Origin of the sequence: Corynebacterium tuberculostearicum (assembly GCF_046097255.1) — a bacterium.
Lineage (GTDB): Bacteria > Actinomycetota > Actinomycetes > Mycobacteriales > Mycobacteriaceae > Corynebacterium > Corynebacterium tuberculostearicum_J.
The window spans coordinates 723,706-748,428 of the sequence record NZ_CP175770.1; the positions used below are offsets into that span (position 1 = coordinate 723,706).

A 24,723-nucleotide genomic window follows, 5' to 3' on the forward strand; every position below is an offset into this window, starting at 1 on the left:
GCGATGAAGAGGTTGACAAATGCATGGTCGGCCCGAGTGGTTGCCGTCGGAGTAGCGTGTGCGGTTGCGTTCGCAGGGCCGGGCGTCGTTGCTGCAGAAGCGGTGCAGGTTGCCGGGCAGCAGTCCACTGGTGCGGAACGCACTTCGGCTACGGATACAGTGACAATCCGGCTGACACAAGGCAATCCCAACGACGATGGCCAGCCGCCCTCGGGAAAAATCCAAGGTGTCACAATTCATCTGGACCGGCTTGCCGGCTTGGACCCGACCAACGCTGACGACGCAGCCCGCGTACGGAACGCGAATCTCGACGAGGTTCGTGATTGGCGCACCGATGTGCACGTGGATCTGGTCACCAATGCCAATGGCGAGGTGACGTTTGATGGTCTAGCTCATGGCTTCTATGTGGTGACGTCTACAGCGCCGGATGATTCCTACCGAGAGATAAACCCGTTTGTGGTGGCGGTTCCATTCCACACGGTGGTAGATAACCCGAAACCAGTACCAGGAGTAATCGTGGCTAAGACCCACAAACCGGGTGAAACGCCGACGCCACCCACGTCGTCATCTGCTCCGAGCGCTCCGCCGTCACGCCCGGATACCCCGCAAACACCTCCGAACTATCCACCGACTAAACCAGGGAAGCCACCTCACCAACCCGAGACAACGCCGCCGGGTACTCCAAGTGCCGGTAAGACCTCAACCCCAGTAACGTCGTCGGGCAATGGTGGCTCATTGGCGATGACCGGTGCACAGGTAATCGGTGTAGTAGCCGCAGCGTTGGCATTGATTGCCACTGGTTTCGTGATGATTGCCTTTAGCCGTAGGAAGAATTCAGAAAGCGAGGGACGCTAATGTCCTGGACAGATTCTCATCCGGTCGAGCCGGTTGTGTACCGCTGGCGTGCTCTTGCGGCGTTCATTGCTGCACTGGCTCTCGTTGTTGGTGTTGCTGCACCGGCTGCTCTGCCCGGAATCGTTGGTGCCGTAGCCGAAGCACAAACCACAACCCTGCGCACCAAGCTCGATTCCGCAGACCAACTGAGCCTGACTGTTGGCGACTCCGCAACATTTGAAGGCCACTTTGTTGACGCCGGAACCGTGGAGGAGTTGGAATTCACTGTTGAGACTGCAGGACTGGAGTTCGACGGCTCGGCCTACACACTGACTATCGACGGCGAAGTGATCCCCGTCCGCGAAGGAGACAACCTCGTTGTAAAATCAACCAGCTCTTCAGTGACTTTCCGAATCACTGGCCTTTCTACTGACGTGCCAGCAGGAGCAGCTTTCTCATTGAAGACCCCAGCGGTCGTAGAGGATTCCGAACTTAGTGGGATGTCCGTCGATGTGCGGGGAGTAGCCGAGGAGACGCCCAGCACGTCTTCAACGGAATCCAGCGAAACCCCAGAAGCTCCTTCGGAAGTGACTGAGCCGCTGGAAATTGCTGACGTTGACGAGGCTCCAGCTCGCCTGATGGCAGCACCGAACATTACCCCGTACGCTGCAGGCGACCGAACCATCACGATGAAAAACGATGGTTACGTGCTTAAGGGAAGCCGCTATATCCCGAACTTTAAGATTCCGTCCGGTGAGCTTTTTGGCGGCCAGCTGTCCATTCCGCAAGGCACGGTGGTTACCCTCAAATCCAGCGTTAACAGTTATTTATCGACTAACCCTGATGACCTGACGATCTATTACACCGGTGCCAACGGAGGTTGGTATGAGACGAGGGTGACCTACAGAAGGATTAACGCTAGGGAATACCAGGTCACCCTGCCGCAGATTACTATTGGTGGCACCGCACAGATTCAGTTTAAGGGTGTTCACCGCGGGCCAGCCGACACAGAGTTTACCGCTTCTTTCACTGTTCCTGCGAAAGAGAAGTGCCAAGATTCGGATTTGGTTACAAGCAGAAAGCCAAAGCGCGAGCTCACCCCAGCTGAATTTGCCGACGGTAGCCCTGTCTACGTTGTGACCAGTGAACCTAAGGATCTTCGCCGAGACACTTCTATCCTGAGCCGGCAAGTAAATCAAGGCCGAGACTTTCGCCAGGTGGGAGAGTCCACTCCCTGGGTATACAATGCTCTAGCCTTTGATTCGAGTGATAACTGGCTTTATGCGGTAAGCCAGATTCGCGGTCAAAATGGTGATCCCTGCTACCCTGCAGGAAATCTCCTGCAGATCAATCCGGCAACCGGTGAAGTATATAATCTTGGGCCTATTTTAAAGGCCGGAAGTACCGGTACCCCGTTTGAAACGAGCGGCGACCGGGATGTCCTCAACGCTGGCGTGTACACCAGCGAGGGATTCTTTGTGGCCAACACGTCCACTTCTGGTAGCCGTCACCTTTATAAGGTCGACGTCGACAAAGTCACGGCTCAACGCGTGCTAGGAAGCCAGAAGTCCTACTCGGAGGACTGGGCGGTGCTCCCGCAAGCCCAGAAGTATATGTGGGGTTTCCAGAGTAAGGCTCAGGCAGGCGACAAGCTTATCCTTGAACGCATTGACACACAGACCGGCGACATCAGGACCTGGGATCTCACCGGCATCAAGACCTTGGATGGGCGCACGATCTCGAACCCCTCTGCTTCTTGGGGCAAGGCGTGGACCTACTCCAATGGAAACCTGGGCTTTGGCTCGGGTAGTGCGAATGCGAATCAGCTGGGCTTTGAGCTAAAGATCACCAACCCAGATGATGATAGCCCGAAGTTCGAGCTGGTCAACATAATGAACAACCTGCCTGCTTCATTTAACACGGACGCGGCCTCCGACCTAGTTCCGCCACCGCCAGGGCTGCAATCAAACATTGCGGTGAAGAAGCAACGCTCGGAGACCAAGGTGGTAAACGGCGAGGTGCGTACTTTCTGGACCATCTCCGTGGAAAACACCACGGATAACACCAGTTCGGGCGGCACATTCTGGGAATACCTACCAACGGATACTCACTATGGTGTGAACGCTACCGACCCCACGGCAAAGTTTGAGGGCTTTGGTCCGGGATCTACCGTGGTCAACGGCCGTGGTCCGGGGCCCAATGAGATCAAACCTGAGAGCGGCATTTACGCCGGGATGGACGTGCCGTCAGCCACAAGTGGTGAGGTGGGGTACATGAAGGGTTACGTGGGTACCCTTCCCGGACACGCGAAGGTAGAGTATGTCGTCTCTGCGCCGGTGCGAAAAGATGAGAACGGCAACCTCAAGACGGTGTGTAGTCCCAACAAGGTGGCCTTCCAGGCCACGGACGGGGAGTCGAGCCCGGCTGAAGATGACAACGTTGCTACTGAAGCCTGCTTGAATAAGGTTGCTGTCGACAACACACCGCAACCTGTTCTTGGTGCAGTGAATGAATACACTGCGAAGTACAACGTCGTAGTTGAGGCACCGGACGCACCTGGCTTCGACACCAACGACGTGATCTACGGCAAGCTCACGGACACCCCGAAGTTCGTTGGTGCTGCCACGGTGACTGGAGCCACTGTGGTCTTCAAGGATGAGTTCAACAGGACCAGCCAGCCGCAGTCGTACCTGGGCGCCGGTCCGTACGAACTCAACAAGAATGACACTCCGAAGATCATTAAACCTAAATCCAAGGGTGTTGGCGGAAGTACAGGGCAGCATGTCTACGAGGTGACGGTGCGTTTCAAGCTGGATCGTTCAAAGCTGGACAGCACCTCTGTACCCGCCGGGTACCCGAGCCAACCTGCAGGAAACACCCGCTGCTACACCAAGGATGGCCTGCACGAGCCCAACTTTGGACTCATGAACGAGGCAGAAATAGGCGGCTGGAAGGATACTGACTGTATCCCGCTGGAGACCAAGGAAACTATGGACGTCCTGCTCGAAAAGGCGAGCTATAATCCGGACAACCCGGACGAGATCCAAACCGACGGGTTGCTTGGCGGCGCGCAGTTCACCGTCCACCGCGGTGATGCTAACGGCAACCTGAAGCTAAACGCGGATGGCAGCGTCAACGCTGATGCTAACCCCGTGGTGAAGCAGTCCACGACCACCACCACAGGCCGCGTCAAGCTCGAAGGCTTGGACGCCCCTGGCGTTTATTACCTCATCGAGACCAAGGCACCGAACGGCTATAATCTGCTGCCCGCGCCGATCAAGTTCTCGACGGAGTGGGATCAGAATGGCAATGCAGTCATCAAGGTGCTCTCCGGGGGGACCGCGATCACCAGTAATAGGTGCGCTGAATCTGACACCTCTGCCAACTGTGTGAAGAAAATCGGCGTCCTTCAGGTCGCTGACATCACCAAGGGTGCACTGCCCAAGACCGGTGGTGAGGGCGTAGGCCTGTGGGCGCTCGCTGGTGGCGCGATTGTCGCGGCAGGGTGCCTCGCTTTGCGACGCCGCTGGGCATAGAACCACCGCTTGCGGCAACTTTAGAAAAGGCCCGCTTTTCCAATAACCAGGGAAGGGCGGGCCTTATTGCATGCTCATTGTCGGTTAGGAGTCCTGCGGGTCGTCGTCAAGCGCGGCGCCCTTGCCGTTGCCCACATATTTGCGCCACCAGTAGATGAGAAGAAGCACGATGATGGCAGCGGCAGCCAGAATGGCCCACATCCACCACTGCCAGTGAATACCAGAGCTGTTGAATGCGGCCTCGTCTTCCGGATCCATTGGCACTCGGTGGCCGGTGACGAGCAAGCGGTGGGTATTTACACCGTAGGGGGTGCAGGTAATGAGCGTAACGAGGTCCTGGCCTGGCTCACGGTGGAGCGAGCTGGTGTCCGCAGGCTCGACGACCCGAATATCGTGCACCTCGTACTTGAGCTTCTCGCCGCCGGCGGCGATGTAGAAAGCATCGCCCTTCTTGACCTTGGTGAGGTTGTCCCACAGCGTGGCATTTTGTAGGCCAGTGTGAGCGGAAAGTGCTGCGTGCCGGCCCTCTCCACCACCGACGCCGCCGACAGGTAGGTCCGTGCCGTAGAGGTGGCCAGCGCCGCGGGAGAGTGCTTTTTCTGAGGTGCCATGATAAATGGGCAGATCGGAATCGATAGAGGGGATAACAATGCGGCCCATGGCATCGGTCTCCGACAGCACAGACAGGTATTGGCGGTAGCGCTGGTACTCGGGGGAGTCTTCGTTATCGGTGGTGGTCCAAGCGTCTTCCACACTGATTTGGCCCAGCTGCGCGTTGTAAGACTGCGCCTCGTCCCACGCGGTGTGCAGTACCTCAGGCGGGGCTTGCTTTTCCAGCTTGGCGTATTCCTCCGCGGCGCGGGATTGGGTGTGGTTGTTCCACTGCGTGGCCACGACGGGGTAGAGCAAGACACCGAGGCCGACGAGAATCAGGATCAACGCGATGATGGCGTTGTGGTTGGTGCCTTTTTTCTTGGCTGCGTCGGTGTTTTCCGCTGGTTCCTGCTTGCCCATTGTGTCCTTCCTGTGTGGGGTCTGTTGCGGTGCGTCCTGGTATTGGCGTGGGGGTAGTTTTTGAATCTCAGGCTAGGGACGATGTAGCTCTGAGAGAAAACGTGTCTGTCTAGTCGCCGATAACAAAGCACAGGGCTTCATACCGATTCAGAGTTGCCTCGTCGATGACCAAGATTTGATCAACCGCGCGCTGTTCGTGGAGCTCATCGATTGTGCGGGGCGCAAGATCTTGAAGTACATGCTCACGCTCAGCGCGAAGATCCGCTGTGGTTTTAGGCGTGAAGATAGGGGCTGTCATGGTCCATCCTGTAGGTATGAAATTAGTCCATGAAATGGGAAAACAAGTGGAGCCGACGACGGGAATCGAACCCGCGCCAGCAGCTTGGGAAGCTGCAGTTCTACCATTAAACTACGTCGGCACTGCGCGCTTGCACGCTCCGGCCTACTATACACCGCGGCCTTCGGCATGAGTAGAATTGGGGCCGTGCTTCTTTCAGATCGTGATATCCGTGCCGCCATTGACGCCGAAGAATTGGGCATCGAACCCTTCGACGGCGAGCTCATCCAGCCCTCGTCCGTAGATGTGCGCCTAGATAAGTATTTCCGGGTCTTCAATAACTCGCGGTACACGCATATTGACCCCAAAGAGGAAATGCCGGATCTCACCACCTTGGTGGAGGTAGAAGAAGATCAGTCCTTCATCCTGCACCCAGGCGAGTTCGTGCTCGGCGCCACGCTGGAAAAATTCACACTGCCGGCAGACTTGGCCGGTCGATTGGAGGGCAAGTCTTCCCTTGGCCGCCTGGGATTGTTGACCCACTCCACCGCGGGCTTTATTGACCCAGGTTTTTCCGGCCACATCACGCTCGAGCTTTCTAATACCGCCAACCTGCCTATCGCCCTGTGGCCGGGCATGAAGGTGGGTCAGCTGGCAATCTTCAAGATGACTTCACCAGCGGAAAGCCCATATGGCACCGGCTCGCTGGGCTCGAAGTACCAGGGGCAGCGCGGCCCGACGCCATCGAAGTCTTACCTGAATTTTCGATAGGCTTAAACCGGCATTCACATAGAGCCTCTAATATGGGGCTTTATGCGTATGACTGTAATCGGCACCGGATACTTGGGTGCAACCCATGCTGCCTGCATGGCCGAGCTCGGCCATGAAGTACTAGGCGTGGACGTAGATGACAATAAAATTTCCGCTCTTAGATCGGGCAAGGTTCCGTTCTTTGAACCGGGCCTGCCGGAGGTTCTCGAGCGCAATATCGAGGCCGGCCGCCTCGACTTCAGCACGGACTATGAAGAAGCAGCCGTGTTCGGCAACCTGCACTTTTTGGGCGTAGGCACCCCGCAACGCCGCGGTTCCTATGCAGCCGATATGACCTACGTGAAGGCCGTGATCACGGATCTGGTGCCCAAGCTCAAGGGTGATCACATCATCTTTGGTAAGTCCACTGTTCCGGTGGGAACGGCGGCGGAGCTCCAGGAGCTGGCCAATGAGCTTGCCCCAGAAGGCACCACCGTGGAAATCGCGTGGAACCCGGAGTTCCTGCGTGAGGGCTATGCCGTCAAGGACACCATCACCCCAGACCGCATCGTTCTCGGTGTGCGCGAGGGCGAAAGCCGTGCCGAAGAGGTAGCGCGCGAGGTTTATGCTCAGCCGCTATCGCAGGACACCCCATTCATCGTGACGGATTGGCAGACCGCCGAGCTAGTCAAGGTCTCCGCTAATGCGTTCCTGGCCACCAAGATTTCCTTTATCAACGCTGTCTCCGAAATCTGCGAGATTGCAGGCGCGGACGTTACCGCTCTTGCCGACGCCATTGGGCTCGACGAGCGCATCGGCCGCAAGTTCCTGGGCGCTGGCCTCGGCTTTGGTGGTGGTTGCCTGCCCAAGGACATCCGCGCCTTCATGGCCCGTGCTGGCGAGCTTGGCGCCGACCAGGCGCTGACCTTCCTGCGTGAGGTGGATGCTATCAATATGCGCCGCCGTGACCGCGTGGTGGACCTTGCCAAGGAAGCCTTCAATGGCTCCCTGCTTGGCCACCGCGTGACCGTATTGGGCTGTGCGTTTAAGCCGAATTCCGATGACGTGCGCGATTCGCCTGCCCTTGCCGTTGCCGGTTCCCTGTCGCTGGCTGGCGCGGCAGTAACCGTCTATGACCCAGAAGGCATGGACAACGCGAAGAAGGTATTCCCCACCTTGGATTACGCCGCGGACACTGACGATGCCCTGCGTGAGGCTGAGCTAGTTATTCTGGCAACCGAGTGGAAGCAGTTCAAGGAATTGGATCCGCAGCAAGCGGGCCAGCTCGTGGACAATAAGCACATTATCGATGGCCGCAATGTGCTGCCTGTTGCAGACTGGCAACAGGCGGGCTGGAAGGTCGAGGCCTTGGGGCGCACCCTCTAGGTCCGCTACATCTGAGATACAAAGGCTGAGCAGCGTGATTATTGCGCTGCTCAGCCTTCTGCATAAGGGCCCTAAGCTTGTGCGCGCTGTGGCACTGTGAAAGCTGCAATGGCTGTAGTGATGGGAACCGCGAGGGTCAATGCCATCGCACCTACTCCGGAACGCAGCAGCTCCGTTGCGACGAGATCGCTGCTTAAAATCTGGCCTGCGGGGCGCTCCGCTGCGGTGATCAACATGAGCAGTGGCAAGGTCGCACCGGTATAGGTCAGAATTAGCGTATAAACCATTGAGGCAATATGGTCGCGGCCCACCTTCATTGCGGAGAGGAAAAGCTGTGAAGGGCGAGCATCAGGGTCCGCTCCGTGGAGTTCGGTAATGGTGGATGCTTGAGCCACGGCGGCGTCGGCAAGGCTGCCCAAGGCACCGACCACAAAACCGCATAAGAGCACGCCCACGATGGACACGTTGGGCATATAAAGAAGTAGCTTCAGGTTGTCCTCGGAACTATAGCCTTGTAGCTGCGAACTATCGATAGCGGCCCACGCTAACGCTGCTGCAAGAATGAGAGCGATAAGGGAGCCGCCCACCGCCGATGCCGATTTCCAATTCAGGCCGTGGACGAGAGGTACGGCGAACAGAATGATGGCGGAACAGGCAACAAGGGCGGACCAGAGGGGGTTATGGGCGTCGATAAGAGCGGGGACGAGGAACGCAAAGATCACGCCTAGGCTGAGCGTCAAGCCGATAAGGGCGCGCACGCCATGCCAGGCCGCAAAAGCGATAATGACGACGGCCACGATAACTGCCCACAGAGCTAGGCTTCTGGTGCGCTGATAATCAGCAAAAGCATAGGACGCAGCGCCGGAAGGGTCATCTGCTTTGGAAAGAACAATTTTGTCGCCCGGTTTAAGCTGCGGATCGCCGGCATTGCCGTAGGTGACCAATTGGGTCATGCGTCCTTCGTCCTCGCCGGAGGTGATGTTGACCAGGGCACGGTCGCACTGCACTTCCTCAGTCCCAGGAATAAGTGGCGGTGTATCGAAGGCCTGCCCAGTAAGTTCCGATTGGCAAGCCGAGTGGTCTGTCGTATCGACCGTGCCCTCGACCTGTGGGTGGTTGAGGGCATAGGTTTGCCGAAAATCGGTGGAGGTGTGCTCGGAGGCTGGACTCTGAGGCCACAGCACTGCCATGCCCGCAATGGTGGCAATAAGCGCTGTGACGAGCACGCCGAGCAAAGTTAATCGCCATGGATGCTGAGTTATCGAAGTAGAGAGCCGACTCCATGAACTAGGGGTCGGCTGAGGCTTAGGTGCCGCAGAATGTCTTCCCATGCACTATATTGTTATGGAATATCAATATCATTAGCAACTGGTGGGGGAGAAAGCTACTGCTTATAGCTCACCAGGAAGTTGCCAAGGCGCTCGATGGCGTTTTCGATCTGGGATGCCCACGGCAGCGTGACTACGCGGAAGTGATCCGGGTTCGGCCAGTTGAAGCCGGTTCCCTGCACCATGAGGATCTTTTCCGCCTTCAAAATATCCAGCATGAGTTTGGCATCATCATGGATTTCATACACGTTCGGATCCAGGCGCGGGAAGAGGTAAAGCGAGCCCATGGGCTTTACCGCAGAAACGCCCGGAATCTCATTGAGCTTCTCGTAGGCGATATTGCGCTGGCGCAACAGGCGCCCGCCGGTACCGGTGAGCTCGTAGATGGACTGCCGGCCGCCTAGCGCCACCTGGATAGCATGCTGTGCTGGGACGTTTGGGCACAGGCGCGTTCCGGCTAGGAGCTCCAGTCCCTCGATGAAGCCACGGGCGTGGTGCTTAGGGCCGGTGAGCACCATCCAACCAGCGCGGTAGCCGCACACGCGATAGGCCTTGGATAAGCCATTGAACGTGATGGTGAGCAGGTCAGGGGCCAGCGAAGCGATGGAGATGTGCTGCGCGCCGTCATAAAGAATGCGGTCATAGATCTCATCAGCCAAGATGAGCAGGTTATGCTCGCGGGCGATGTTGACAATCTTCTGCAAAACTTCGCGCGAGTAGACCGCACCCGTTGGGTTATTCGGGTTAATGACCACGATGGCCTTGGTTTTATCCGTAATCTTGGACTCGATGTTCTCGATGGATGGATTCCAGTCATCCTCCTCATCGCATAAGTAGTGCACCGGGGTGCCGCCTGCCAGGGACGTAGCTGCGGTCCACAGCGGATAATCCGGCGCTGGGATGAGAACCTCATCGCCATTATTAAGCAGCGCCTGGGTGGTCATGCTGATGAGCTCGGAGACGCCATTGCCCAAGAAGACATCGTTGATATCGAAGGGCGGGAAGTCCTCCAGCTCGTAGCGGGTAACAATGGACCGACGAGCAGGAATGATTCCCTTGGAGGTGGAATAGCCCTGGGAAGTAGGCAGGGCAGCGATCATATCGCGCATGATGACATCGGGAGCCTCGAAGCCAAAGACGGCCGGGTTACCGGTGTTGAGTTTTAAGATGGTGTGCCCATCGAGCTCCATGCGTTCCGCTTCCGCAGAGACCTCGCCACGGATGTCATACGCGACGCCCTTGAGTTTGTCGGACTGGTCAAAGATGCGGTGTTTCGGAGAAGTCATGGAAATATTGTGCCACGATTCACAGCCACACAAAACGCTTTAACAGCAGCGATGACTATTTTTTATTCCACTCGTTGAACTTGCGCTTGGCCAGATCCATAGCCTGTCCGGTAATTTCGCCGGCTTGCATGCGGCGATCGGCCCACATCTTTTCTTCGATCATTTTTTGCTGTGCGCGCTCATGCGCCGTGAGCGCGCGAATCTCGCGCAATTGTTCTTTCTCAATCTGGCGTACAGATGGGGCGTGCCACGAGGATGGGCCCACCTTGGCAACGTAGAGCAGAATCCACAGGATCGGGATGAGCGCGGCTGCTGCCGCTCCACCGAGTAAAAGCCATGGGTTGCTCAAGGTCGCGCTCATCACGATAAGCGTTGGGCTGGCAACGGCAAGCAGCATCGAGCCGGAAAGTGCGGTCGCTAACTTTGGTTTCTTGCCTGCATTATGGGCGCGTGTGACCTCACCGCGGGAATAGACCTTGACCTCGTGGGAACCACGCGCCGGAATGTCTTGAAAGACAGGCACGAGGTCTTGGTGGGTGCTAGCGCGCATGACGTCGTCCGAGCGGTCCTCGAACTCCTCCATGGTTAACCGGCCTTCACCCACGGCGCGGGCGAGGTCATTGATGGCATCGTTGCGCTCGGAATCGGACAGGCGCATGGTCCGATTGATAGGGGAAGAACCAAAGTTATTACTCACGTTTTCCAGTTTAGGAAAATTCTTCCCTTCCAGGGACGTGCTCTCAGCGAACGCAGCCTATAGGTCCTTGGATTCAGCGTCAGGGGTCTTCTCGTCCTTCTTTTCTTGCTGGTTTCCGCCCACCAGGCTGGCCAAGAAGGGGAAGATGGCGACGGTAAGCGCTCCACCGGAGACGAAGATCGAGGCATTCTCGGCCTCCATGATCCCGGAATTGACCGCCAGGGACGTTACCGCCACGATGATTGGCAGACCGGTGGCGGAATACAAACTTACTTGGAGGCGCTCGCGGAAGGTTTCAATATCAGATCCGGTATGCCCAACATTTTCGCGCAAGAAGACGGGCAGGCCACGGGTCACCAAGATGAGAGCTGGAATGCCCAGTACCTTCCACGGATTATGAGCGATGGTATCCCAGCTAATGCTCATGCCAGAGACCACAAAGAAGACTGGAATAAGCATCGAATAAAACACCACATCGAGCCGGTGCTCTAGGCGGCGGTGGAATTCATCCGGGATAATGCGGTTCAAGATGATGCCGGCAGCAAAGGCACCGAGCACAATATCGAGTTCAAAGACTGCGGTAACGGCCATAAGAATGGCCAGAATAAGGATGATTAGACGCAGAATCGTTTGGTTGGTTGAGCCCGCACCAGAGATAAAAGCGGTCTTCACCCAAGGGATCGCTGATGCGATAGCCGCCGGCATGACGGCGACGGCAACGGCGATGATGATGAAGAATAACAAAATGATCATCGTCGTCAGCGTGGAACGAGTACCCAGCAACAGCGCCATGGCGGTAATGGGGGCGACCTCGCCAATAGCACCGTGAATCATCACGGAGTTGCCCACTTTGGTGCCCAGAATGCGGTCCTGTTTCAGCATCGGCGTGAGCGTGCCCAGCGCCGTTGATGTCAGCGCCAAGGCAACGACGATGGCACCGGGCACGTTATCCACCAAGAAGTAGGCGCCCACGCCACAGGCGAGGGCACAGATGATCCAGGTAGATAGTGCCGTCCCGGCTTCTTTGGTTTTAGGGTAGAGATTTGAATCTCAAAGCCCGCGAGGAGGAACAGCGCGCCCACGCCGAGCTCCTTGAGCATTTCGATGCCTTCATCCTCGGCCGCGAGGTCGAGGACGGAAGGGCCAATAATCATGCCGAAAATCAGCAAAAGGGCCACCGACGGCAGGCGGTAGCCCAACATATAAGAGACCAGCGGCGCGAGTAGAGCCGCGGCCATAATCCAGGCGAAAGAGACGAGGGAATTTGTATTTTCGGTCGCGCCTGCCGCCAGCAGCAGGGCATCGGTGGGGAGTCCCGCATTAAAATGCATGGACTACAGCGTACGCACCAATGCCCCTGCGCGCCTACTCAGATTCAGGTGGCTTTGGCACGCTTTCCGACGCCGGTGGTGCCGGAGCCGCCGGAGGTGCTGGCGGGGTTGGTGCGGCTGGCGGCTCAGCCTTTGGCGGGGTGGGCGCAGCAGGAGCCTGTGGAGGTTTCGGGGCCGCCGGTGCGGCTGGTGCTGCCGGAGCTGCTGGCGCTGCAGGCGGCGTCGGTGCGGCTGGTGCCTTGGGTGCAGGTGCTGCTGGGGCACTTGGCGGGGTGGGTGCGCTCGGTGCAGCGGGAGCGGCTGGAGCCGCTGGTGCTTGCGGAGCTTGCGGTGCAGCTGGTGCGGCCGGGGCCCCGGGCGTTGCGGGTGCGCTAGGCGGTGTTGGAGCTGCTGGTGCCTTGGGCGCTGGTGCTGCTGGAGCACTTGGTGGGGTAGGAGCGCTCGGTGCAGCAGGAGCAGCAGGAGCAGCTGGAGCTGCTGGTGGCTGGGGAGCTTGTGGCGCAGTTGGTGCGGCCGGGGCCGCGGGCGTTGTGGGTGCGCTAGGCGGTGTTGGAGCTGCTGGTGCCTTGGGCGCAGGTGCTGCTGGAGCACTTGGCGGGGTGGGTGCGCTTGGTGCCGCGGGAGTCTGCGGTGCAGCCGGCGCTGCGGGTGCGGCTGGTGCTGCAGGAGCGGCGGGGGCTGGTGCTGGTGCCGATGCGGCCGGGGTGTGGGTGGTGTTTGGGGTGGCGGAAGTAGGGGCGTCGGCAAGCGGGGCGTCAGTGGTGCCCGCGGACTTTTGGTGGCGCACAGGGGTGGCCAGGAACGCCTTGGGGTGGGGCTCCGGCAGGGTGCCGGACTCGTCGAGGGAGATGGAATTGCGCAGCATAACCGCCACGTCATTGACCTTGGTGGTGGGGGTGGAATCCTGCGCCAAGGACTTCACGCCGCCGGTCATCATGACATTGCAGAAGGGGCAGCCAGTAGCGATTTCCTCGGCGCCGGTCTCTAGGGCCTGCTCGGTGCGGAAGTCATTGATGCGGGTGCCGAGCTTTTCCTCCATGAACATGCGGGCGCCGCCGGCGCCACAGCAGAAGGCCTCGTCGCGGTTCTTGTCCATCTCGCGCAGCTCCACGCCGGTGGCCTCGAGCAGCTCGCGCGGAGGATCGAAGACCTTATTGTGGCGGCCGAGGAAGCACGGATCGTGGTAGGTAATGGGCTTGCGGTTTTCCGGCGTGCGTGGCACCGGCTTGAGCAAGCCTTCGCGGACCAGCCGGTTGAGCAGCTGGGTGTGGTGGAAGACGTCGAAGTGCCCGTCAAAGTCCGGGTACTCGTTGCGGATGGTGTTAAAGCAGTGCGGGCAGGTGGTGATGATCTTGCGCTGGCCCTCCGGGACCCCGTCGAAGGCGTTGTTGAGGGTTTCAACGTTTTGCTGCGCCATCATCTGGAAAAGGAACTCGTTGCCGGCGCGGCGGGCAGGATCACCCGTACAGGTCTCACCCGTGGAGAGCACGCCAAACTTCACGCCTGCGGTATGCAGAAGGTCTACTACGGCACGAGTGGTGCGGCGGCCATCGTCATCATAAGCGCCAGCACAGCCCACCCAGAGCAGGTATTCCATATCGGAGAAATCGGCCTCGTCCTCACCAATGATGGGGACGTCGATGCCATCGGCGCGGGCCTCATCGATCCAGGCGCGGCGCTCAGAATTATTCCGGCCCCATGGATTGCCCTTGTTTTCCATATTCTTAAACAGGCCGGTGAGCTCGGAAGGGAAGTCCGATTCCGCAAGTACCTTGAAGCGGCGCAGATCCGCGATGTGGTCGATGTGCTCAATATCGGTTGGGCACTGATCCACGCAGGCACCGCAGTTGGTACAAGACCAGAGCACGTCATCATCGATAACGCCGGCCATGGACAGCACATCCAGGCCCTCGTGCGGATTGTAGTTATCCAGTGCGCCCTGGCGCAGGTCCATCATGAACTTTTTGGGGCTCAGCGGCTTTTCGGTATTCCACGCCGGGCATAGCTCTTGGCAGCGGCCGCACTCGGTACACGAGGTGGAATCCAGCAGCATCTTCCAGCTACCCGGGGTGATGTCTTCCTCCAAGTCCGGGGTGGGCAGGGATTGCAGCGCCTTTTCACCGGTGGCGTTGCGCTGGAAGAAGATATTGAAGAAGCTGGTGAAGCGGTGCCACATCACGCCCCACTGGAAATTGCGGGAAATAAAGACAATAAACAGCATGCCGGATAGCAGCTTGAACAGGGCGAAGAAGCTCACCAATGCTGGGGATGCAGGGAAGAGCTTGGCAAGGTGGACGCTCAAGAAATCCGCCCAGGCGGAGCCGCCGCCGTAGGTGGCGATCTTGGTGGATTTCACCAGGATCATGCCGAGTCCCTCAGAAAAGACAATGAACTCTACCCAGCGCGCCGAGGCGGTTTGGGAATTGAAGAAGCGGCTGCCGCGTTCGGTATCGCCAAGCTTGAGACGCACGCCGATGAGGAAGCCGATGCCTAGGACCGTCGCGATGCCCAAGACTTCCTCAACGAAGTGGTAGACCGGCCAGTGGCTGAGCCACGGCCAGCCCTTATTCGGCGCGAAGGTTTGGATATAGGCCTCGAACCACACCAGGATGCCGAAAAGGAATCCCACCATCACCAGCCAGTGGGCGGCATTGACTAGAGGCTTACCCTTGAAATGGGAATGGCCAAAGACCTCCGCAATCACGCGCCATAAACGCTTGCCTAGGCTATCGGTGCGCTTGAGCTGGGTGGGTCCGCCGGAGCGGATGAACTTAAAGAGGGCCCATACGCGGGTGAAAAAGTACAGCCACACCGGAATCGATGCGGCTATAGCGATCCAACCGAACACGGTGGTCATGCGTGCTCCTTTAATACTGATGCTCCACGTTGTTATCTACCTTAAAGCCTAGGGGTGGAAATCAGAGAGTCTGCATTCAGTGCGGTATCACGGCGGGGTGGGCTGTACACTGTCAAGATGAGAAACTCGGCCGCCATATTCTGCTAAACGTGCTGTGCACGGCGGCGGAATAATACAGTGTCGGCGTCCGTAATGTGGCCGGGCAAGAAGAAGACCGAGACTGCCGCAGAAAGGGTAAACCGCCATGGGCAAAACCAATATCACCAAGGCCGCGGTGGCCTTGACCGCAGGCCTTGCTGCCTTTGGGGTTACTGGATTCGCCGTGGCGCAGGGCGGCTTGACCGCGAACCTGGCCCTTTCCGGTAGCTTCTTTAAAATCACCATGGGGCACTTGGATGGAGAGGGCTTTTCGCTTTTTGTTGATGATGATCAAAAAGCCGAAGAGCACCTTCCCGTCGCGCGTATCAAACTGGAGCATGCGAAGGTCTCTGATCTCTGCCTTTCCGTGACGGTTCCCAAGGTGCCCGGCGTTGGTGGGGAGGCCACCCTAGCGCTGAAGGCTGAGGGCGAGGGCAGTGTGGAATCCGATAGCCTGCTGGTCGGTGCGACCGACGTGGATGGCTCTTTGGTGATGCAGGATGTCAACGTGGGCATCGATGCGAATCAGCTCAGCGATACCGCGGATCCTGGCGCGTGGGGCCTGTATTCCAAGCAGGTTTCCCTCAAAGCGGATGATGTGAAGGCCACCTCCGTGGGTGCACAGCGCCTTTCTGCCAAGAATGTGGGAGTGACGGTGAGGAGGGGGTCCGATAATGGCTGCTGAGTCCACCGCGGAAGAAACACAGACCCTCCCGACGGCGGAGGTAACGGGCGAGGAGGAATCTAAACCCAGCGTCTGGCAGCGCTTCCGCCGCTGGCGCAGCGGCCGGCCCTTCTTTCCCGGCCTATTGCTCATCTTGTCCGGAATTATTATCGCCGCACCGGCCTATATCACCATCCGCATCTCTGACCTTTTGGTGATGATTTCCACCATCTCTGGCGTCTCTACGCTGCTTATCGGCGTCTTGCTAGCCATGTTCGGCCTTGGCGCGTGGTTCCAGCCGGCAACCTCGAATTATGTCGGTGTGCTGGGCATTATCGTGGCCATTATCGCCTTGCCGACGTCCAATTTGGGCGGCTTCATCATCGGCTCCCTGCTCGGCATCATTGGCGGGGCCTTTACCTTTGCGTGGCAGCCGGGGGAGAAAAAGCGCCGCACCAAGGAAGCAGCAGAGCAATGACGAGGGCGATGCCGCGGGCGGCGCGTAGCTGCTTGGCCGTACTCACCTGTGCCCTGGTGGTGGGCGGTGCGAGCGGTTCCGAACGGGTTAATGCGCAAGATGCCCCGGCGGTTCCGTACTTCAGTACCGTCTTCGCGGATAAGGTGACGCTGACGAAAAATGTCACCGTTTCTTTGGGTACTTTCCCCACCGCCAGCGGTGATGTGCGGGTTCTAGAGCTGAAGGGCGAGAACCTCGACATCGACAACCTTGGCATCACGCTGCCTGGCCGCTACGGCGTTGGCATGCTGACCACGGGAGGGGATACCACCGAGGTACGCGGGGGACCGGTGACCATCATGGCTACCGGGCTCAAAGCCACCCCGGCGGTGGGGGATATTTCTGCACCCTCCGCAGAAATCGATTTGAGCCGCGACGATATCAAGGCTGTGCTGGATAAGCTCGGTGTCCCAGAGTCGCACCCCGTCCCCGATGCACAGGTGCCAGACGTAGTCATGGACCATATCGAGCTGCGCGATGTCACCCTTGAGCTGGTTAACCTCAAGGGCGCTCATTTCAACGCGCCGACGGTGACTGTGGGGCTGGGATAGCTCTTCGCCGGGGCCGGAAAAGAACGCTCAGGTGGCCTATCCCTGCGCGAACTGGGACTGATGCAGGCGCCAGTATGCGCCCTGGGCCGCAAGGAGATCATCGTGCGAGCCCTGTTCGACGATGGTGCCGTTTTCCATAACGAGGATGAGGTCAGCATCGCGAATGGTGGACAAGCGGTGGGCAATGACAAAGGAAGTGCGATCCGCGCGCAGCGCGTTCATCGCTTCTTGGACGAGTACTTCGGTGCGGGTATCGACCGAAGAGGTAGCTTCATCGAGGATGAGTAGCGCGGGTTGGGCCAAGAAAGCGCGGGCGATGGTGATGAGCTGGCGCTCGCCGGCCGAGATAGCACCGCCATCTTGGTCGATGATGGTGTCATAACCATCGGGCAGGGCGTGCACGAAGCGGTCCACATAAGTTGCCTTTGCAGCGGCGATCACCTCTTCGTCCGTTGCGTCCAAGCGGCCGTAGCGGATGTTTTCCATGATCGATCCCTTGAAGAGGACAGCATCCTGGAGCACCATGCCCACTTGGGAGCGCAGCGTCTGGCGGGGCATGCGGGCGATATCGTGCCCGTCAATGAGAATCTGACCGCCGTCTAATTCATAAAAGCGCATCAGCAGGTTGACCAGGGTAGTCTTACCGGCGCCGGTGGGGCCGACAATGGCCGCGGTCTGGCCGGGCGCCACGCGCAGGTTGAGGCCGGTGATAAGTTCCTTATCCTCCGAGTAGGAGAAATCAACGTCTTGGAATTCAACGAGACCCTGGGCGCGGCCGGGGAGGTCCTCGGCGGTGGTGTCGGGGGTTTGTTCCTCGGCGTCGAGAAGCTCAAAGACGCGTTCTGCCGAGGCCACGCCGGATTGGACCTGCTGCATCATGCCGCCGAGCTGGCCGAGCGGTTGGTTGAACTCGCGAGAATACTGGATAAACGCAGTGGCCGCGCCCAAAGTCATGTGGCCATTAGCCACGCGCAGGCCGCCCAATACCGCGATGGCAACGTAGGACAGATAGGACAGGAACTGCATGATCGGCATCATGATGCCGGAGAGGAATTGTGCCTTTGCCGCGGAGCGATAGAGCTCTTCGTTGCGCTTATCAAATTCCTCCGTCATTGCTTCTGTGCGGCCGAAGACGATGGCAAGGTCATGGCCGGAGAAGGATTCCTCTACCTGGCCATTGAGCTGGCCGGTAGAGCGCCATTGCGTTTTGAATTGGCGCTGTGAGCGGCCGCCGATGACCCCGATGACTAGTGCGGTAAGCGGCAGAGCTAGGAGAGCAACCAGTGCGAGCTGCCAGGAAACACTAAACATCATGATGGTGATGCCAATGACCAGCAGCGCGTCATAAAACAGCTGTGATAGTGCCTCCTGCAGGGCCTGCTGCACGTTGTCGATGTCATTGGTGGTACGCGAAAGGATATCGCCGCGCTGCTGGGAATCAAAGTAGTTCAGCGGCAGCGCGTTCACCTTCGCTTCAACGCGCTCACGCAGGTCAAATACGGTATCCATGCTCACCTTATTGAGAATGGCCCCCTGCCACCATTGGAAGCCGGAAGAGACGATATACATTGCGATAACGGCAATGATGAGCGTACCCAAGCGGTGAAAGTCAATGCCTTCGCCCGGGATGAAATCCATGGCGGAGGCCATGTCTGCGAAGCGGTCCTGTCCTTGCGCACGCATGCCATCGATAGCTTGTTGGGCGGTTATATCGGCGGGAAGGTTACGGGAGATAACTCCGGCGAAGATGACATCCATGGCCTTGCCCATGATTTTCGGGGCCACAACGGCTAGGAAAATGCAGACAACATTCATAGCTGCCACGGCCCATAGGCTGCGCTTAAATGGGGCAAGCAAGGAAAAGAGGCGCTTGATGGAGGGCCAAAAATTCTTGGCTTGGCGCGGAGCAGATTCGCCCATGGGGCCGGTGGAGTGCTCCGTGGACTCGGCGGTGGAGGCGGTATTTTCAGCCATTAGTTCTCGCCTCCTGCAGTAGTGGCGGTTTCTTGGGAATCAACAATTTCTTGGTAAACAGCGCAACGCCCAAGGAGCTCCTCGTGCGTGCCGCGGTCAACAATGCGGCCGGCATCGAGTACCAGGATTTGGTCGGCATCGCGAATGGATGCCACGCGCTGGGCGACGATTATGCTGGTCACCGGTTGCTCACGTTGTGCGAAGGAAGCCTGCATTGCGGCGCGCACCTTGGCGTCGGTAGCCACGTCCAGCGCGGAGAAGGAATCATCGAAGAGATAGACCAGCGGGCGGGCAACAAGCATGCGCGCAATGGACAGGCGCTGGCGCTGGCCACCGGAGACGTTGGTGCCGCCCTGTGCGATGGGCATGTCCAAGTCTTCTACGAAGTCCGCCTGAGCCACGCGCAGCGCCTCCCAGAGCTCGTCATCGGTGGCTTCGGGGCGGCCCAAGCGCAGGTTGGAGGCCACAGTGCCGCTAAATAGGTAAGCCTTCTGCGGGACGGGGGAGACGCGCTGGACGATGTCCTGGCGGGCCAGGGAGGTGGTAGGCGTGGCGTCGATAAGCACCTGGCCCTCCGTGGGCACATACAGACGTGGGATGAGGGAAACCAGGGTGGTCTTGCCCGAGCCCGTGGAGCCGATGATGGCGGTGGTGGTGCCGGGCTTAGCGGTAAAGGAAATGTCTTCTAGCACCGGCGCATCCGCACCGGCATAAGAAAAGCCCACGTTGCGAAATTCCACCGTGCCCGCGCAGGCCTCCGGAGAGGTGGTGGAGCTGGGTGGGGTAATGGAGGGCTTGTGCTGGAGCACCTCGGTGATGCGGCGGGCACAGATAATGGCGCGCGGCAGCATCATCGCCATGAAGGTACCCATCATGACCGCCGCCAGAATCTGTAGCAGGTACTGCAGGAATGCGGTGAGCGAGCCGACGTTGACTAAGCCCTCATCCACGCGGTGGCCGCCGAACCACAGGACCGCACCCGTGGCCACGTTGAGGATCACCGTAATGAGCGGGAACATCACCACGAAAAGCCGGCCGATGTTCAAGGACAGGCGGGTGATGTTCTTATTTTCCTCGGTGAAGCGCTCGGACTCATAGGCCTCGCGCACGAAGGCGCGCACCACGCGGATGCCGGTGATCTGCTCGCGCAGGGTGCCATTGATGGAGTCCAGCTTGTCCTGCATGGAACGGAAGAGCGGCATGAGGCGGGAAATGATAACGGAGATGGTGCCGAGCAAAACCGCCACGGAGACCCACACCAGCCAGGACAGTCCGGCGTCTTCGCGCACGGCCATGATGATGCCACCGATGGACATGATGGGTGCGGTCACCATGAAGTTCAGCATCATCATGTAGACCATTTGCACCTGCTGGACGTCATTGGTGCCGCGGGTAATAAGCGTAGGTGTGCCAAAACGGCTCATGTCCTCAGTGGACAGGGAATTAACGTGGCGGAAGACCTCGCCGCGCAGATCCCGGCCGACGCCCATGGCGGTGCGGCTGCCGCACCAAACTGCGCCGATGGCGGTGATGACTTGGGCAAAGGCTACGGCCAGCATGATGCCGCCGGTGCGCCAGATGAAGTCCACATCGCCCTGAGACACACCTTCATCGATGATCTTGGCATTAAGCGATGGAAGGTACAGCGTGGCAGCTGTTGACAAGGCCTGCAGGACAAGCACCGCGATGAAATACGGCGTATATGGCGCCGACCGTGTAACGAGAATGCGAACCAGATCCATGGACTCGCGCCCCTTTCCTTGCCGTGGCTGGGTAGCCGTGCAAGTTTATACCGGTGGTGGGTGGGGCGCTAGTTGGTTACTGCTGCTAAAACCCCACGTGAGCCAGCTGCGCGCGGGTGATGACGGTGCGCCAGTCTTCAAAATCCTGCAGTGGGGCGCATAGGCCTTCCCACGTGGTGACGGCCACGCCGCGGGCCTTGAGTTCCAAGACGAGTAGCTCGCGGTCGCCAGAGGCGGCCAGGCGGTGGATTTCGTTATGCGTGATATCGCCGTCTGGTCCTACCCGCACGTTGCCGATAAGGCGCAAGCGGGGAGTGGTGCCGGGGCCGCAGTGGGAGCCGGTGACGGCGTCGCCCAGCACGCCCGCCAAGCCCGCAAAGCGGCGGAGTAGACCGAATGGTGCGGTGCACTGGGTAATGAGGTCCACACACATGCCAGCGCTGATAAGCTTCTCGGCGGTGGATAGGACTGCCGGGCCCTCCCCGATGATGGCTATACGCTGCATGAAAGTGCCTCCTTGTGCAGGGCGCGCACGCCCGCAATAGACTGTCTTGTCTGTAAATCTAGTCCGCTTGGTACGGATTGGAAACTTTTTATTCGCACCTCCCGCCAAGCTCAGCGGCTTTTCGCCCAGAATCCGCTGCGCCGCCTCGGGGTTTTGCCTAATGTGTGACGGCATGAACCCAACGACGAACCTGCTGGACGGTGGCAAGAACTACCGCGACCCCAGCATCTCCCCGGAAGGCACGCGCGATACTGCGCCGCTGGACGCCGAGGTAGCCGCGCGCAACCAGCAATTGGTGGACCAGTGGGCGGATAAGCTTTATGACGCCTCAGCGGAAACCATTACCGAATGGGCCGCCGAGCACGCACCCGGCCGCTTGGCCGTGACCATGTCCATGGAAAATACGGTCTTGGCCGAACTCGCCCACCGTGCTGGGCTCGATGCAGACCTGCTTTTCATCGATACCGGCTGGCACTTCCAGGAAACCCTGCAGGTAGCCGACGAGGTAGAAAAGCGCTACCCGGACCTCCCACTTGTTCGCGTGCTGCCTTTGCTCACCCCGGAAGAGCAAGACGAGGTGTACGGTCCGCGCCTCTACGCTCGCGATACCGCGGCCTATAACCGCATGCGCAAGGTCGAGCCGCTGAATATGGCGATGGACCCATATGCTGGCTGGGTCACCGGCCTGCGCCGCGCCGATTCCGAACACCGCGCCACCGCCCCGGCGCTGAGCCTCGACCGCACCGGCCGATTGAAGATCTCTCCCATCATTACCTGGGATCTCGACGATACGGACCGCTATATCGAGGACAACGACCTCATCATCCACCCACTCACCCTGCAGGGATACCGCTCCATCGGCTGCGCCCCGCTGACCTTCCCGGTTGGTGAAGGCGACGATGCCCGATCCGGGCGCGTATTTGCAGACGGCAAGACAGAATGCGGGTTACACGAATAATGAGCACACTTTCTCCACACTTAAAAGACCTAGAAAACGAGTCTATCCACATCCTGCGCGAGGTGGCCGGGCAGTTCGACAAGGTAGGCATCCTCTTTTCCGGCGGCAAGGACTCCGTCGTTGTCTTCGAGTTAGCCCGCCGCGCCTTCGCCCCGGCCACGGTGCCGTTTGAGCTGCTCCACGTCGACACCGGGCACAACTTCCCCGAGGTAATCGATTTCCGCGACCGCCTCGTGGAAGAATCCGGCGCTCGCCTCCATGTCGCCCGCGTCCAGGACTGGATCGACCGCGGCGACCTGCAGGAGCGCCCCGATGGCACCCGCAACCCGCTGCAGTCCGTGCCGCTGGTAGAGACCATCGCCGAGCGCGAGTATGACGCCGTATGCGGTGGCGCCCGCCGCGATGAGGAGCGCGCCCGCGCCAAGGAGCGCATCTTCTCCATCCGCGATTCCTTCGGCGGATGGGATCCCCGCCGCCAGCGCCCCGAGCTGTGGGACCTGTACAACGGCGGCAAGATGGCCGGCGAAAACGTCCGCGTCTTCCCCATCTCCAACTGGACCGAGTCCGATATCTGGGAATACATCGGCGCCCGCAAACTGGAGTTGCCCTCCATCTACTACTCCCACGAGCGCGAGGTATTCAAGCGCAATGGCATGTGGCTAGCACCTGGCGAATGGGGCGGCCCGGCCGAAGGCGAGGAGCTGGAAACCCGCACCGTGCGCTACCGCACCGTGGGCGATATGTCCTGCACCGGCGCCGTGGACTCTACCGCTTCGACCCCGGACGAGGTACTCGCGGAGATCTCCATTTCCACCCTTTCCGAGCGCGGCGCCACCCGCGCCGATGACAAACTTTCCGAGTCCGCCATGGAGGACCGCAAGAAGGAAGGCTACTTCTGATGACTACGACCCTCACGCCGAATGTCGGCGCCCTCAAGCAGCGCGATACCCTGCGCTTGTGCACCGCCGGCTCCGTTGATGACGGCAAGTCCACCTTCGTCGGCCGCCTGCTCTATGACACCAAGTCCGTGCTCGCGGATCAGGTCGAGTCCATGGAGCGCACCTCCACCGACCGCGGTTTCGACGGCATGGACCTTTCCTTGCTTGTCGACGGCCTGCGTGCCGAGCGCGAACAGGGAATTACCATCGACGTGGCTTATCGCTACTTCGCCACGGATAAGCGCACCTTTATCCTCGCCGATACCCCGGGGCACGTGCAGTACACCCGCAATACGGTCACCGGCATGTCTACCTCGCAGGTAGTGGTGCTTCTTATCGACGCCCGCCATGGCGTCGTCGAACAAACCCGCCGCCACCTCAACGTCGCCGCCCTCCTTGGTGTGCGCCATGTTGTCCTTGCGGTGAACAAGATTGACCTCGTGGACTACGACGAGCAGGTCTTTCGCGATATCGAGTCCGAGTTCAACCAGATCGCCGCGCGCTTAGGCATCACCGATACCACCGTGGTGCCGATTTCCGCGCTCAAGGGCGATAACGTGGTTGAGCGTTCCTCTAATATGCCCTGGTATACCGGACCGACCGTCCTCGAGGTTCTCGAGACCGTCCCCGTGGCCACCGGCCGCGCCGATGAGCTGGATTTCCGTTTCCCCATCCAGTACGTCATCCGCGAGCATGCCTCCGATTACCGCGGTTACGCCGGCCGCGTGAAGGCCGGCTCCATCTCCGTGGGCGACGAGGTCCGCCTGCCCGAGGGCCGCACCAGCACCGTCACCCAGATCGACACTGCCGACGGCCCCGCCAACTCCGCCGCCACCGGCGACTCCGTGACGCTCTTGCTTGCCGACGACATCGATCTCGCCCGCGGTGATCTCATCGCCGGGTCCCAACGCCCCGCGGCCACCCGCGAATTCGACGCCACAGTCGTCGGCCTGACCGAAAAGGACATCAAGCCCGGCCAGATGCTCAAGCTGCGCTACGGCTCTTCCCTGGTTAAGGCCCGCGTCGCCGCCGTCGCCCGCACCCTGGATCTTGATGGCGTTTCCGATGTCGAGGACCCCGAGTCCGTCGCCATGAACGACATCGCCCACATCAGCATCCAGACCCAGGCCGAGCTCCCCGTCGAGGACTATGCCGCCCGCGGCGCGGTGGGCAACTTCCTGCTCATCGATCAATCCTCCGGCAACACCCTTGCCGCCGGCTTCGTAGGCCACCGCCTGCGCTAGTCACTCTTTGCGCTGCTGCTGCTCTTTTCACCGCGCATCATTAGGATGCCCGTGATGCCGAGCAGCAGCGGCGTGGAGATACCGAACACCGTAGGCCCTACTACGGTCAAGTTCACGATCAGCAGGACAACCGCCGCCACCAGCGCGAAAGCCCCGAACTTCTGCTGAAACGTCTTCTCGCTCATTCCTATCTCTC

At 59.5% G+C, this 24,723-nt stretch carries 20 protein-coding genes, 1 tRNA gene and 1 pseudogene; 10 read left to right on the forward strand and 12 right to left on the reverse strand.

The window, feature by feature from the left end:
* The first annotated feature begins 3 nt into the window (after positions 1–3).
* Both ACKFRY_RS03570 and ACKFRY_RS03575 read left to right on the forward strand, forming a co-directional pair.
* Positions 4–855, forward strand: a complete 852-nt coding sequence (locus ACKFRY_RS03570) for a SpaA isopeptide-forming pilin-related protein (RefSeq protein ID WP_083312490.1) — start codon at positions 4–6, stop codon at positions 853–855.
* Entirely contained in the window at positions 855–4,370 is a 3,516-nt protein-coding gene (locus ACKFRY_RS03575; protein ID WP_408923213.1) for a DUF6923 family protein, read from the forward strand. The genes ACKFRY_RS03570 and ACKFRY_RS03575 overlap by 1 nt, the downstream gene beginning before the upstream one ends.
* An 84-nt stretch (positions 4,371–4,454) precedes the next feature.
* Here ACKFRY_RS03575 and ACKFRY_RS03580 read toward each other — a convergent pair whose 3' ends face one another.
* The 3 genes from ACKFRY_RS03580 to ACKFRY_RS03590 form a co-directional block, all read right to left on the reverse strand.
* Positions 4,455–5,384, reverse strand: coding sequence for a class C sortase (locus ACKFRY_RS03580; RefSeq protein ID WP_005325456.1), 930 nt, complete (start codon positions 5,382–5,384; stop codon positions 4,455–4,457).
* Positions 5,385–5,493: 109 nt separating this feature from the next.
* Positions 5,494–5,682 carry a hypothetical protein gene (locus tag ACKFRY_RS03585; RefSeq protein WP_005325457.1) on the reverse strand — a complete coding sequence of 63 codons (189 nt, stop codon included), beginning with the start codon at positions 5,680–5,682 and terminating at the stop codon, positions 5,494–5,496.
* A 47-nt stretch (positions 5,683–5,729) separates the two neighbouring features.
* Positions 5,730–5,803, reverse strand: a tRNA-Gly gene (locus ACKFRY_RS03590).
* A gap of 65 nt (positions 5,804–5,868) precedes the next feature.
* Between ACKFRY_RS03590 and dcd the strand changes: the two genes are divergently transcribed.
* Together dcd and ACKFRY_RS03600 are read left to right on the forward strand one after the other, a co-directional pair.
* Positions 5,869–6,432 carry a dCTP deaminase gene (gene dcd, locus ACKFRY_RS03595; RefSeq protein WP_239282919.1) on the forward strand — a complete coding sequence of 188 codons (564 nt, stop codon included), beginning with the start codon at positions 5,869–5,871 and terminating at the stop codon, positions 6,430–6,432.
* Positions 6,433–6,474: 42 nt separating this feature from the next.
* Positions 6,475–7,797 carry a UDP-glucose dehydrogenase family protein gene (locus ACKFRY_RS03600; RefSeq protein WP_408923214.1) on the forward strand — a complete coding sequence of 441 codons (1,323 nt, stop codon included), beginning with the start codon at positions 6,475–6,477 and terminating at the stop codon, positions 7,795–7,797.
* Between the two features lie 71 nt (positions 7,798–7,868).
* On the opposite strand, the gene ACKFRY_RS03605 is transcribed toward ACKFRY_RS03600, so the two are convergent.
* The 5 genes and pseudogenes from ACKFRY_RS03605 to ACKFRY_RS03625 form a co-directional block, all read right to left on the reverse strand.
* On the reverse strand, positions 7,869–9,032 hold the full coding sequence (locus ACKFRY_RS03605; protein ID WP_408923215.1) for a YibE/F family protein: 1,164 nt from the start codon (positions 9,030–9,032) through the stop codon (positions 7,869–7,871).
* 149 nt (positions 9,033–9,181) lie between these two features.
* Positions 9,182–10,411, reverse strand: coding sequence for a pyridoxal phosphate-dependent aminotransferase (locus tag ACKFRY_RS03610; RefSeq protein ID WP_049361322.1), 1,230 nt, complete (start codon positions 10,409–10,411; stop codon positions 9,182–9,184).
* 55 nt (positions 10,412–10,466) lie between these two features.
* Positions 10,467–11,108 carry a DUF1707 domain-containing protein gene (locus ACKFRY_RS03615; protein WP_408923216.1) on the reverse strand — a complete coding sequence of 214 codons (642 nt, stop codon included), beginning with the start codon at positions 11,106–11,108 and terminating at the stop codon, positions 10,467–10,469.
* 57 nt (positions 11,109–11,165) lie between these two features.
* A pseudogene (locus ACKFRY_RS03620) lies at positions 11,166–12,439 on the reverse strand (cation:proton antiporter).
* Between the two features lie 34 nt (positions 12,440–12,473).
* Positions 12,474–15,296 carry a (Fe-S)-binding protein gene (locus tag ACKFRY_RS03625; protein WP_408923217.1) on the reverse strand — a complete coding sequence of 941 codons (2,823 nt, stop codon included), beginning with the start codon at positions 15,294–15,296 and terminating at the stop codon, positions 12,474–12,476.
* Positions 15,297–15,540: 244 nt separating this feature from the next.
* Between ACKFRY_RS03625 and ACKFRY_RS03630 the strand changes: the two genes are divergently transcribed.
* Genes ACKFRY_RS03630 through ACKFRY_RS03640 form a run of 3 tightly spaced genes read left to right on the forward strand, consistent with a single transcriptional unit; the run spans position 15,541 to position 17,166 of the window.
* On the forward strand, positions 15,541–16,119 hold the full coding sequence (locus ACKFRY_RS03630) for a DUF6230 family protein (protein WP_005325466.1): 579 nt from the start codon (positions 15,541–15,543) through the stop codon (positions 16,117–16,119).
* The gene (locus ACKFRY_RS03635; RefSeq protein WP_408923218.1) at positions 16,109–16,576 is read left to right on the forward strand and encodes a DUF6114 domain-containing protein; all 468 of its coding nucleotides are present in this window, start codon (positions 16,109–16,111) and stop codon (positions 16,574–16,576) included. The genes ACKFRY_RS03630 and ACKFRY_RS03635 overlap by 11 nt, the downstream gene beginning before the upstream one ends.
* Positions 16,573–17,166: a hypothetical protein gene (locus tag ACKFRY_RS03640; protein WP_049360411.1), complete on the forward strand. Its 594-nt coding sequence runs from the start codon at positions 16,573–16,575 to the stop codon at positions 17,164–17,166. Before ACKFRY_RS03635 ends, ACKFRY_RS03640 begins: the two co-directional genes overlap by 4 nt.
* 36 nt (positions 17,167–17,202) lie before the next feature.
* On the opposite strand, the gene ACKFRY_RS03645 is transcribed toward ACKFRY_RS03640, so the two are convergent.
* The 3 genes from ACKFRY_RS03645 to ACKFRY_RS03655 form a co-directional block, all read right to left on the reverse strand.
* Positions 17,203–19,140, reverse strand: a complete 1,938-nt coding sequence (locus ACKFRY_RS03645) for an ABC transporter ATP-binding protein (protein WP_408923219.1) — start codon at positions 19,138–19,140, stop codon at positions 17,203–17,205.
* A complete protein-coding gene (locus tag ACKFRY_RS03650) occupies positions 19,140–20,882 on the reverse strand; it encodes an ABC transporter ATP-binding protein (protein WP_408923220.1) in 1,743 nt (580 codons plus the stop codon). Before ACKFRY_RS03650 ends, ACKFRY_RS03645 begins: the two co-directional genes overlap by 1 nt.
* An 85-nt stretch (positions 20,883–20,967) precedes the next feature.
* A complete protein-coding gene (locus tag ACKFRY_RS03655) occupies positions 20,968–21,387 on the reverse strand; it encodes a methylenetetrahydrofolate--tRNA-(uracil-5-)-methyltransferase (RefSeq protein WP_408923221.1) in 420 nt (139 codons plus the stop codon).
* 172 nt (positions 21,388–21,559) lie between these two features.
* Between ACKFRY_RS03655 and ACKFRY_RS03660 the strand changes: the two genes are divergently transcribed.
* From ACKFRY_RS03660 to ACKFRY_RS03670, 3 genes are read left to right on the forward strand one after another with little or no spacing between them, the layout of a single operon-like run.
* Positions 21,560–22,345, forward strand: coding sequence for a phosphoadenylyl-sulfate reductase (locus tag ACKFRY_RS03660; RefSeq protein WP_288211503.1), 786 nt, complete (start codon positions 21,560–21,562; stop codon positions 22,343–22,345).
* A complete protein-coding gene (gene cysD / locus ACKFRY_RS03665; protein ID WP_408923222.1) occupies positions 22,345–23,244 on the forward strand; it encodes a sulfate adenylyltransferase subunit CysD in 900 nt (299 codons plus the stop codon). The genes ACKFRY_RS03660 and cysD overlap by 1 nt, the downstream gene beginning before the upstream one ends.
* Positions 23,244–24,527 (forward strand): sulfate adenylyltransferase subunit 1, encoded by a 1,284-nt coding sequence (locus tag ACKFRY_RS03670; protein ID WP_408923223.1) that lies wholly within the window; start codon positions 23,244–23,246, stop codon positions 24,525–24,527. Before cysD ends, ACKFRY_RS03670 begins: the two co-directional genes overlap by 1 nt.
* Here the strand turns inward: ACKFRY_RS03670 and ACKFRY_RS03675 are convergent.
* A complete protein-coding gene (locus ACKFRY_RS03675) occupies positions 24,524–24,712 on the reverse strand; it encodes a hypothetical protein (protein ID WP_005329372.1) in 189 nt (62 codons plus the stop codon). The two genes, ACKFRY_RS03670 and ACKFRY_RS03675, sit on opposite strands and share 4 nt — an antisense overlap.
* Positions 24,713–24,723 lie beyond the last annotated feature (11 nt).

Coding starts and splice junctions, on each gene's coding strand:
- ACKFRY_RS03570 (WP_083312490.1), top strand. CDS start 4: ATGAAGAGGTTGACAAATGCATGGTCGGCCCGAGTGGTTGCCGTCGGA.
- ACKFRY_RS03575 (WP_408923213.1), top strand. CDS start 855: ATGTCCTGGACAGATTCTCATCCGGTCGAGCCGGTTGTGTACCGCTGG.
- ACKFRY_RS03580 (WP_005325456.1), bottom strand. CDS start 5,384: ATGGGCAAGCAGGAACCAGCGGAAAACACCGACGCAGCCAAGAAAAAA.
- ACKFRY_RS03585 (WP_005325457.1), bottom strand. CDS start 5,682: ATGACAGCCCCTATCTTCACGCCTAAAACCACAGCGGATCTTCGCGCT.
- ACKFRY_RS03600 (WP_408923214.1), top strand. CDS start 6,475: ATGCGTATGACTGTAATCGGCACCGGATACTTGGGTGCAACCCATGCT.
- ACKFRY_RS03610 (WP_049361322.1), bottom strand. CDS start 10,411: ATGACTTCTCCGAAACACCGCATCTTTGACCAGTCCGACAAACTCAAG.
- ACKFRY_RS03625 (WP_408923217.1), bottom strand. CDS start 15,296: ATGACCACCGTGTTCGGTTGGATCGCTATAGCCGCATCGATTCCGGTG.
- ACKFRY_RS03630 (WP_005325466.1), top strand. CDS start 15,541: ATGGGCAAAACCAATATCACCAAGGCCGCGGTGGCCTTGACCGCAGGC.
- ACKFRY_RS03635 (WP_408923218.1), top strand. CDS start 16,109: ATGGCTGCTGAGTCCACCGCGGAAGAAACACAGACCCTCCCGACGGCG.
- ACKFRY_RS03640 (WP_049360411.1), top strand. CDS start 16,573: ATGACGAGGGCGATGCCGCGGGCGGCGCGTAGCTGCTTGGCCGTACTC.
- ACKFRY_RS03645 (WP_408923219.1), bottom strand. CDS start 19,140: ATGGCTGAAAATACCGCCTCCACCGCCGAGTCCACGGAGCACTCCACC.
- ACKFRY_RS03650 (WP_408923220.1), bottom strand. CDS start 20,882: ATGGATCTGGTTCGCATTCTCGTTACACGGTCGGCGCCATATACGCCG.
- ACKFRY_RS03655 (WP_408923221.1), bottom strand. CDS start 21,387: ATGCAGCGTATAGCCATCATCGGGGAGGGCCCGGCAGTCCTATCCACC.
- ACKFRY_RS03660 (WP_288211503.1), top strand. CDS start 21,560: ATGAACCCAACGACGAACCTGCTGGACGGTGGCAAGAACTACCGCGAC.
- cysD (WP_408923222.1), top strand. CDS start 22,345: ATGAGCACACTTTCTCCACACTTAAAAGACCTAGAAAACGAGTCTATC.
- ACKFRY_RS03670 (WP_408923223.1), top strand. CDS start 23,244: ATGACTACGACCCTCACGCCGAATGTCGGCGCCCTCAAGCAGCGCGAT.
- ACKFRY_RS03675 (WP_005329372.1), bottom strand. CDS start 24,712: ATGAGCGAGAAGACGTTTCAGCAGAAGTTCGGGGCTTTCGCGCTGGTG.